The organism is Streptomyces sp. NPDC054849 (genome assembly GCF_053610945.1).
The window spans coordinates 1-9417 of sequence record NZ_JBSGZI010000167.1 but is presented as its reverse complement, the minus strand read 5'-3'; the positions used below and the strand labels follow the sequence as shown (position 1 = coordinate 9417).

Below are 9417 nucleotides of genomic sequence, written 5' to 3'. Positions count from 1 at the left end.
CATCACCGTTCCGCTGCCCTCTCCTGCGGCCTTCTGCTTGATCCCGGTCGGTGTTCCCGCCTTCGTGGGGGGGCCCGGGGGGGGGAGGGGCCGGCGCGCAGAGGGGGGGGGGGGTGAGGGGGGGGGGGGGTGCCCCCCGGGGCGGGGCCCCGCCCCGGCGGGACATCGAACACGCGGGTCAGGAGTGCTGCTCGCGGGCCTTCTCGGCCCGCTCCGCGTTCTTCTCCTTGATCCGCACCGCTTCCTTCCGAACCTCGGCCTGGGTGGCGCGCTCCCGCTGCAGCCACTCGGGAGATTCCTGCTTCAGCGCTTCGATCTGCTCGGTGGTGAGGGGCTCGGTGACTCCGCCACGGGCGAGGCCCGCGATGGAGATGCCCAGCTTGGCCGCGACCACCGGTCGGGGGTGCGGGCCGTTGCGGCGCAGCTCCTGCAGCCACTCGGGCGGATCGGCCTGGAGCGCACTCAATTCGTTGCGCGAGACGACACCCTCCTGGAACTCGGCGGGGGTGGCCTCGAGGTACACGCCCAGCTTCTTCGCCGCGGTCGCGGGCTTCATCGTCTGGGTGCTCTGGTGCGACGTCATGGTGTCAAGAGTATCGAGCGTGTGCGCTACCTCCGACCACGACCGGTAACCTGGCGGGGTGACAGGCTCGGAAGTACCCCATTCGTTCCGGCTCGCTTATGTCCCCGGGGTGACACCCACCAAATGGGTGCGGATCTGGAACGAGCGGCTGCCCGACGTCCCGCTGACCCTCGTCGCGGTGTCCCCCGCCGAGGCGTTCGGCGTCCTGCGGGCCGGCGGCGCCGACGCGGGATTCGTCCGGCTGCCGGTCGACCGTACGGACCTCAGCGCGATCCCCCTCTACACCGAGACCACGGTCGTCGTGATCCCCAAGGATCACCTCGTGGCGACGGCCGAGGAGGTGTCCACCGAGGACCTCACCGACGAGATCGTGCTGCACCCGCTCGACGACACCCTCGGCTGGGAGAAGCTTCCGGGACAGCCCGCGATCGAGCGCCCCGAGACGACGGCGGACGCGATCGAGCTGGTGGCGGCGGGGGTGGGCGTACTCGTCGTCCCGCAGTCGCTCGCCCGTCTGCACCACCGCAAGGACCTCACCTACCGGCCGGTCACGGACGCACCCGAGTCGCGGGTCGCGCTGTCGTGGCCGCAGGAGGAGACCACCGATCTGGTGGAGGAGTTCATCGGGATCGTCCGCGGCCGGACCGTGAACAGCACCCGCGGCCGCGGCGGCCCGACCCCGCCGCAGCCGAAGGAGAAGCGGAAGCGCCCGGAGGCGGGGGGCGGCTCCGGCGGTGGCCCGCGGAAGCCCGCGTCCGGAAAGGCCGCGTCCGGCAGGTCTGCGTCCGGGAAGTCCGCGGGCAAGAACCCCCGCGGCGGTTCCGGCGGCGCCAAGGGCGGCAAGAGCGGCAAGCCCCGCCGTCGCCCGTAGGACCGGCGGGGTCCCCGACGGCCTGGCTTCGGGGATCCGGACCGCCTCGCGGTGTATGCAGGAAGGATGGATTCCCGGCCGTCGCCCACAGCTCGCCGGCACCGGCCCCGGCAGGTGAGCCGCGCCCAGCCGGCGGTCCCGTTCGCGCTGATCGCCCTTGTGACGGTGGTCGACGTCCTGGCTCCGCCGGAGGTTCACCTCGGGCCGTTCCTGGTCGCCGCCCCGGCGGTGACGGCCTCGTTCGCGGGGCCGCGGATGACGGGCTTCGTGGGCCTGGTCGCCGTGCTGGCGCAGGTGGTGGTGGCGACGACGCGCACCAGCCTGACCGATCTGAACCACACCTTCCAGATCATCGCGCTCGTCATGATCTCCGTCTTCGTGACCTTCTTCGCCCACTTGCGCGAGGTGCACGAGAAGGAACTGATCCAGCTGCGTTCGGTGGCGGAGACCGCCCAGCAGGTGGTCCTGCGGCCGCTGCCGGACCGGATCGGTCCACTGCGCGTGGCCTCCGTGTACCTGGCGGCCGCCGCCGAGGCCCAGATCGGCGGCGACCTGTACGCCGCCGCCCGTACGGCCACGGGGACGCGTCTGATCATCGGCGACGTCCGCGGCAAGGGCCTGGCGGCGGTCGGGGACGCCGCGCTCGTCCTCGGCGCCTTCCGGGCCGCCGCCCACCAGGAGGCGGATCTGCCGGGCCTGGTGGACTACCTGGAGGCCGCCGTCTCCGCGGACCTGGACGGCGCCGGGGACCAGGGCGAGAGCTTCGTGACTGCGGCCGTCCTGGACATCCCGGACGACGAGCCGCTGCTGCACCTCGTCAGCTGCGGTCATCCCCCGCCGCTGCGCCTGTTCCGCGACGGCGGGGCCGTCGGCCTGGAAGTGGCCCGGTCCGCGCCGCCCCTGGGTCTGGCCGGGCTCGTGGAGTCGGCCGTCACCGCCCAGACCTTCGTCTTCGAGGCGGGTGACGTCCTGCTCCTCTACACGGACGGCGTCCTGGAGGCGCGCGACCGGTCGGGCACGTTCTACCCCCTCGCGGAACGCGTGGCCGCCTGCGCGGGCCTGGGCCCCCAGGCCCTGCTGGACCACCTGTGCGAGGACCTGCTCGCCCACACGGCCGGCAACACCCTGGGCGACGACGCCGCGATGGTGGCGATCGAGCGGACTGCGCGGTAGCCGGGCACAGAACGCGGGCGGGAGCCGGCCCGGCGGGAGATCCGCCGTGGCATTTGCCAGAATCGGATCATGCTCACCCTCGGAACGATCGTCATGGGCGCCGCGGACGTGCGGCGGGCCGCGGAATTCTGGATCCGGGCGCTGGGGTACCTCCCGCGCGACGGCGAGGTGGACGACGGCTGGACCGTCCTGGTGCCCGCCGACGGCGGCGGGCCCGGCCTGGCGCTCGGCCGCAGCGTCACGCCCCTACAGGAACACCCGCGCGTCCACCTCGACCTGTACGCGGTGGACGCGGCGGAGCAGGAGGCGGAGGTGGCGCGCCTGGTGTCGCTGGGGGCACGGCACGTCGACTGGGACTCCTACCCCGAGGACCCCGATTTCGTGGTGCTGGCCGACCCCGAGGGCAACCGCTTCTGCGTCATCGACGCCGCCCACGGCTGAGTTCGCCCGGCACGATCCCCCGTATGCCGGAGGGCCGGCCCTCCGGTGCCATGGCTCCCGGTGCCCATGCCTCCCGGCGCCGGCCTCTGGGCTTTCCGGGGCTCCAGCAGCACGGCCCCTTGGGCGAGATCGGCTCCGCGAGGCCGCTTCCTGATGTCCCTCTTTCCTCTTCCTTAAGCGGAACCTAAGACTCATCGAGGTCGCGCCGAAACGAACGAATGTCCGTTTCGGGGCGGCTAGCGTGCTGCCGCATCCCCAACTCCCCAGTAACACAGAGGCAGGCACGCGATGGGCAGCACAGTCGGGCACCGGCGCAGGACGAGTCGTACGGCGAAGGTCACGGGATCGATCGTGGCGGCGGCGGTGATCGGTGGTGCGGCCTTCGCCTTCACCGGGACCGCGCAGGCCACGTCCGTCGGCGCCGTGTACACGAAGGCCAGTTCCTGGAGCGGTGGTTACACCGGCCAGTACGTCATCACGAACAGCAGCGGGCAGGCCCAGTCGGACTGGACGCTGCAGTTCGACCTGCCGGCGGGCACGAAGATCGACTCACTCTGGAACGGCACCCACACGGTCTCCGGCCAGCGTGTCACCGTCAAGCCCGCGAGCTGGAACCGGCAGCTGGCGGCCGGGGCCTCCCTCACCGTCGGCTTCGTCACGAGCGGAACCGGAACCCTGGCCGACCCGACCGGATGTCTCATCAACGGCGTGAAGTGCTCGGTGGGCACGGGCCCGACGGCCCAGCCGAGCGGACGCCCCACCGCCCGCCCCACCGTCACGGCGAGCCCGGCTCCGACCGCGCCCCCGACCTCCTCGGCGCCGACCGGAACCGCGTCGCCCTCCCCCACCGCGACCGCCACCACCCCCGCGCCCGGACCCGGAGGCGGCGGCGCGCGCTTCGCCCCCTACGTGGACACGTCTCTGTACCCCGCGTACGACCTTCTCGACACCGCGGCCAAGACCGGCGTGAAGGAGTACCACCTCGCGTTCATCACCTCCGGCGGCGGCTGTGCCCCGCTGTGGGGCGGCGTCACGGACCTCGCGAGCGACAAGGTCGCCGGACAGATCAGTGCGCTGCGCGCCCAGGGCGGCGACGTACGGGTGTCGTTCGGCGGGGCCGCCGGACACGAACTGGCCCTGAACTGCGCCACCGTGGATGATCTGGCGGCGGCATACGGGAAGGTCGTCGACCAGTACCGGCTCACCAAGGTCGACTTCGACATCGAGGGCGCGGCCCTGCCCGACACCGCGGCCAACGCACGCCGCGCGCAGGCCATCGCCCGGCTGCAGAAGTCCCACCCGGGCCTGGACGTGGCCTTCACCCTGCCCGTGATGCCGGAGGGCCTGACCCAGCCGGGCGTGGCGCTGCTGGCCGACGCCAAGAAGAACGGCGTACGGGTCGACGCCGTCAACATCATGGCGATGGACTACGGGCCGGCGTACAGCGGGGACATGGGGCAGTACGCGATCCAGGCCGCTACGGCCACCCAGGCGCAGCTCAAGGGTGTGCTCGGGCTCTCCGACGCGGCGGCGTGGAAGGCCGTGGCCGTCACGCCGATGATCGGCGTGAACGATGTCACGACCGAGATCTTCACCGTCGAGGACGCGACGCAGCTCGTGGACTTCGCTGCGGGGAAGGGCATCGGCCGACTGGCCATGTGGTCCTCGACACGCGACAAGCAGTGTGCGGCCGGCGCCGTCAACTACGCGGACGCCACATGCAGTTCGATCCTGCAGCAGCCGCTGGCCTTCACGAAGGCGTTCGCGGCGCTCAAGTAGTCGCGCCGGCGGCGCAGCCTGCCCCCCTCCCCCCGAGCAACGAACGGGGAACGGCCCACGCGGAACGGCCGCACGGAGAGCGGGAACGGGGAAACGGGAACGGGCCCGCTGCACATGAGGTGCGGCGGGCCCGTCCTTGCGTCCTCGCTACGCCAGGATGCCCGCGCGAGCGGCGATGTCGAGTGCCACGTCGATCCGTGGGGCGGGACCGCCTGCGGTGTGGGCCGCCGTCACCAGCGCCGTCACGGCGTCCGTGTCGGCCTTGTGCTCCCGAGCCAGCGCCGCGAACCGTGCGACGCCTTCGGTCAGGCTCCGCTCCACCGTGTACGGGGCGTCGTACGAGGACACGGTGAGGCCGAGGAACTCCTCGTGGGATCCGACCCAGGCCGCGGCCCCCTCCAGCCCGTCCTCGTCCAGTTCCTCCGGGTACGGGATCCGGTGCCAGGCGCCGTCCTCCCACCAGTAGACGAAGCCGAAGAGGTTTCCGGCGGCGTCGTCCCGCAGGAGGTCCCACGGCAGCCAGTCGGGGCCGCCCGCGAGGAAATCGATCTGTTCGCCGCCGACATGGGTGTGACTGCCGTCGGGGTCCTGGCCGCAGAACACCGCACGCCCTCCGTCGAGCACGGTCAGCCGCCACCAGCCGCACGCGCCCGTGGAGTGGCACCACAGGCCGTCGTCGTCGAGGGCGAACTCGGTCCGGGCCTGGCATGCGGCGTCGACCATGGCCATGGTCACCGCCCTGGCCCACAACAGCTCGGGGTGGTCGAGGTCTTCGGGCCTGCTCGGTGTGTGCATGGTGTGGTCTCCTCCCGTGTGCCGGACAAGCCTCGCACGGCGGGAGGACGGCTTCGGCACCACGAACCCCCGGCCGATCCGGCCGGGGGTTCGTGGACGCGGCGTGCATCCCATGGATCAGCCACGGCTGGTCTTGCGCCAGCCGAAGGGGCCGGGCAGGTTCATGGAGGTGGTCCGGCGTCCGGTGCTGCTGCGGGTGCGGCGGGGGCCGTGCTTGCCGCCGGTGGTGATCGACCACGACTTGCGGTTGATGTTGAGCCGGACGCCGGGCAGGATCCTGAAGCTCTTGCGGAAGGTCAGCGGCATGACGTCTCGCTCCTCAGTGCGCGTAGGGACGGGCGGACCGACTGCTCCTGTGTTCAGACCAGTTGCCATACGTGTGTCCGGCGCCGCCCGTTCCATGCGCCCCCGGCGGTTGCGCGGCCGGTTCGCCCATGGCGCGGCAGACCAGAACACCTTCCCGTCCGCCGCAAGGCCAGGTGAGAGCGTGTTCTCCTGCAGGAAGGCCGCCGAACTCCTCTCACACGCCTGCCTCTACCCTTGAGTCCGCTGGTTGATGGATGACGAACGGGTTGGAATGGAGCGTGCGGTGACGACGGGGGAAACGAATGGCGGAGAGCTGACAGGCAAGCTCCTCGGGGGCCGTTACCGGGTGACCTCCTTGATCGGACGCGGCGGCATGGGAGTGGTCGCCCGGGCAGTGGACGAACTGCTGAACCGCGAGGTCGCCGTCAAAGTCCTGCGCGCCTTCAACGACGCCTCCGCAGCCGATCTGGCCGATCTGCGGACCCGGATGCAGCGGGAGGCGCAGGCCGCCGCCCGAATACGGCACAGCGGCGTGGTCACCGTGCACGACGTGGCCGAGGAGCAGGGCCTGCCGGTCATCGTCATGGAACTCGTCGACGGGACGTCGCTCGACGGCCTCGTGAGGGAGCGCGGCACCCTGGAGCCGCACGAGGCCGCGGCGATCGGCGCGAAGCTGATGGACGCCCTCGACGCCGCGCACCGGGCCGGCGTACTGCATCGGGACGTCAAGCCCGCGAACGTGCTGCTGGAGCACGGTGGGAGGGTCGTCCTCACCGATTTCGGCATCGCCACCATGGAAGCCTCCGGCGACGACGCCATGGCCAAGCTGACCCGCAGCGGTGACATCGTCGGCTCCCTCGACTACCTGCCCCCGGAGCGCGCACAGGGCAGGGAGCCCGGTCCGGCGTCGGACATCTGGTCGCTCGGTATGACGCTGTACGCGGCCGTGGAGGGCACCTCTCCCTTCCGCCGCAATTCCGTATGGTCCACGTTGTCGGCCATCGTCACCGAGCCACTTCCGGAGCCCCGGCGGGCGGGACCCCTCACGCCGGTGCTCCAGGCGCTGATGGCGAAGGAACCGGAGGACCGGCCCACCGCGGACCAGGCACGCGACATGCTGGAACGCGTCGCCCTGGGCAGGCCGTTGCACGACGCGTCCGCCGCCCCCGCCCCCACTCCCACTCCCACTCCCACTCCCGCCCCCACGGTGGATCCCGCGGCTGTGGCCGCCGTCGCCCCGCCCCCCGGGTTCGGCCCCCCGCTGTACCCCCAGCCCACTCCGCAGTTTCAGCCTCCGCATGCGGGCCACCCTCAGCCCGACCTGCCGTCGGCGCTTCCGCAGCCCGGCGCACCGGTCGCGGGCCCCGCCGGAGTCCCCTCCCCCGAAACGATCCGCTCCACGGCCGGTCGCGCTCGACGCCGCAGCCGCACCCTCGTCGCATCAGCGGCGGCCGTCGCGCTCCTCGCCGCAGGCGGCGGAATCACCTACGCCCTGACCGGCCAAGAGGGCGGCACGACCGCAGAAGGTGCGCAGGCGACGCCCCCTGTCGTCAGCTCCCCGACGGGCACCCACCAGCCGGCCGGGGCCGGCACCCCGTCGTCCGCTGGTTCTGCCGACGCGTCCCCGAAGGCGACTGCCACGCCGACGCCCGGCAGCTCAGCTGCCAAGACGGCCGTGACGCCGCCCGCCTCGCCGGAGACCAAGCCCAGTGCCACGGTGAAGGAACCCACCCCGGTGTCCACGGCGTGCACCGGCTGGGCTCACGAGAACCGCAGCAACGGCTTCGGCTACCTGGCCGACAACTCCCACCTCTACACCGGGCCGTACGCGGAGTGCAGCTACGTGACCGTGGTCAAGACCGGAATGAAGGTCTATTACCACTGCTATGTCACCAACGCCCATGGCAACAAGTGGATCTACGCCCGTATCGAGGGCACGAACACCGAAGGCTGGATGTCCAGTACCCACCTCACCCGCGAGAGCGGCACACTGGCCCGCTGCTAGCGACGGGCCCGCCCCCGCTCCGCGTGGGAGACCTATCCGCCCCGGTCAGGGCATGCCGGCGATCCGGAACACCGTCAGCCGGCTGACGCCTTCGACCTGTGAGGCCAGTGAGACCGTGGCCTCGTTCATGTACGGACCCTCTTCGGCTGCGAGGTGGACGATCAACTCGCCCGAGACCGGGGAACCGACCAGTGTCTGCTTGCACATGCCGAGGCTGTGCGCCCGTACACGTTCCGGAACATCCGGCGTGCCGGGGTCGAATTCGATCAGAACGTAGGCGTGCTGCATCCTTGGAATCCTGTCCTCGGAGTTCCTGTTACGGAGGGACGGCGTCGGGCGTATCAACGGTACGGCCGGGTCGCCCCGACGGCAGCTCGGCGGTGCCGGCCGCGGCCTCGCCGGCCCGGCTTGCGCACGGCGTTTCCGCTCGGCCGGCTCGGCGATGCGGCCGATGATCCGGGGGCACCGGCCAGCCGATATGCCGGTGGTCCGGCGGGCCCGGCGGCTGGGATGGTGCTGTACAGCCCTTCGGCCCGCCTTCAACCGGATCGCGCCCCCATCCAGCCTGTCCGCGCACGGATCCCGCCATTGTGCCCACGCCGCCAACACCGCTGTAGGCGGTTGGGGGTTACGGTCCGGCCATGCATTCGAAGACACCGGTCCCCGCCGCCGTTCCGCGCAGCCGTCGCGCCCTGCTGCGCACCGCCATGGCGGGCACGGCGGCCGTCGGCGCGGGCCTGACCCTCGGTACGGCCCTGCCCGCCTCCGCCTCCTCGTGGGATCCGGAGACCGCCGAGCGCGTCATCACGCCCCAGCAGGCCCTGCGCAGGCTGGCGGCCGGCAATCAGCGCTGGCGGACGCTGCGCCAGGAGCACCCGCACGAGTCCGCGTACCTGCGCCGCCGGCTCGTCGAGGGTCAGCAGCCCTTCGCGATCGTGCTGGGCTGCGTCGATTCGCGGGTGGCTCCGGAGCTGGTCTTCGACCAGGGGCTGGGTGACCTGCTGACCGTGCGGTCGGCGGGAGAGGTGCTGGACGAGGCGGTGCTGGGGAGCGTCGCGTACGGGGTCCTGGAGCTGCGCATACCGCTGGTGCTCGTCCTGGCCCACCAGTCGTGCGGAGCCGTCTCCGCGGCGGTTCACGCGGACGAGACGGGCGAGCCGCTCCCGGCTCACATCCAGTACCTGGCCGATCAGATACGGCCGTCCATCGATCACCGTCAGCACGGTGCCGCCCGCCTCGACGCGACGATCGACGCACACGTCCGCAGCGTCCGCCGCCGGCTGGCGGCCGAGCCCGATCTCGCGGGGAAGGTGGCGGCGGGCGAACTGGCCGTGGTCGCCGCCCGCTACGAGCTGCGCGACCAGCACGTACGCACGCTGTCATGACCTGACCCGACCTGGCCTGACCTCACCTGACGTCGGCACGGCGGTGCCGCGTGCGGCTCGTCCCGGTCGGGGCTCCGAC

General features: G+C 71.9%; 10 protein-coding genes. 6 read left to right on the top strand and 4 right to left on the bottom strand.

Annotated elements, in window-relative coordinates:
- Positions 1–178: 178 nt before the first annotated feature.
- Positions 179–583, bottom strand: a complete 405-nt coding sequence (locus ACWGIF_RS37095) for a DUF5997 family protein (protein ID WP_453504171.1) — start codon at positions 581–583, stop codon at positions 179–181.
- 58 nt (positions 584–641) lie between these two features.
- Here ACWGIF_RS37095 and ACWGIF_RS37090 point away from each other — a divergent pair, with 58 nt between their 5' ends.
- The 4 genes from ACWGIF_RS37090 (at position 642) to ACWGIF_RS37075 (ending at position 4847) form a co-directional block, all read left to right on the top strand.
- A complete protein-coding gene (locus ACWGIF_RS37090; protein WP_453504169.1) occupies positions 642–1454 on the top strand; it encodes a LysR substrate-binding domain-containing protein in 813 nt (270 codons plus the stop codon).
- Positions 1455–1520: 66 nt separating this feature from the next.
- Positions 1521–2627, top strand: a complete 1107-nt coding sequence (locus ACWGIF_RS37085) for a PP2C family protein-serine/threonine phosphatase (RefSeq protein ID WP_453504167.1) — start codon at positions 1521–1523, stop codon at positions 2625–2627.
- A 69-nt stretch (positions 2628–2696) separates the two neighbouring features.
- Positions 2697–3068 (top strand): VOC family protein, encoded by a 372-nt coding sequence (locus ACWGIF_RS37080; protein WP_453504165.1) that lies wholly within the window; start codon positions 2697–2699, stop codon positions 3066–3068.
- A 288-nt stretch (positions 3069–3356) separates the two neighbouring features.
- Positions 3357–4847, top strand: a complete 1491-nt coding sequence (locus tag ACWGIF_RS37075; protein ID WP_453504164.1) for a cellulose binding domain-containing protein — start codon at positions 3357–3359, stop codon at positions 4845–4847.
- A 147-nt stretch (positions 4848–4994) separates the two neighbouring features.
- On the opposite strand, the gene ACWGIF_RS37070 is transcribed toward ACWGIF_RS37075, so the two are convergent.
- Together ACWGIF_RS37070 and ACWGIF_RS37065 are read right to left on the bottom strand one after the other, a co-directional pair.
- The gene (locus ACWGIF_RS37070; protein ID WP_453504163.1) at positions 4995–5642 is read right to left on the bottom strand and encodes a hypothetical protein; all 648 of its coding nucleotides are present in this window, start codon (positions 5640–5642) and stop codon (positions 4995–4997) included.
- A 117-nt stretch (positions 5643–5759) separates the two neighbouring features.
- Entirely contained in the window at positions 5760–5948 is a 189-nt protein-coding gene (locus tag ACWGIF_RS37065) for a DUF4236 domain-containing protein (RefSeq protein WP_453504161.1), read from the bottom strand.
- A gap of 271 nt (positions 5949–6219) precedes the next feature.
- Between ACWGIF_RS37065 and ACWGIF_RS37060 the strand changes: the two genes are divergently transcribed.
- On the top strand, positions 6220–7953 hold the full coding sequence (locus ACWGIF_RS37060; RefSeq protein WP_453504159.1) for a protein kinase domain-containing protein: 1734 nt from the start codon (positions 6220–6222) through the stop codon (positions 7951–7953).
- Positions 7954–7998: 45 nt separating this feature from the next.
- Here ACWGIF_RS37060 and ACWGIF_RS37055 read toward each other — a convergent pair whose 3' ends face one another.
- On the bottom strand, positions 7999–8241 hold the full coding sequence (locus tag ACWGIF_RS37055; RefSeq protein WP_453504157.1) for a hypothetical protein: 243 nt from the start codon (positions 8239–8241) through the stop codon (positions 7999–8001).
- Positions 8242–8594: 353 nt separating this feature from the next.
- Between ACWGIF_RS37055 and ACWGIF_RS37050 the strand changes: the two genes are divergently transcribed.
- Entirely contained in the window at positions 8595–9338 is a 744-nt protein-coding gene (locus ACWGIF_RS37050) for a carbonic anhydrase (protein ID WP_453504155.1), read from the top strand.
- Positions 9339–9417: the final 79 nt, after the last annotated feature.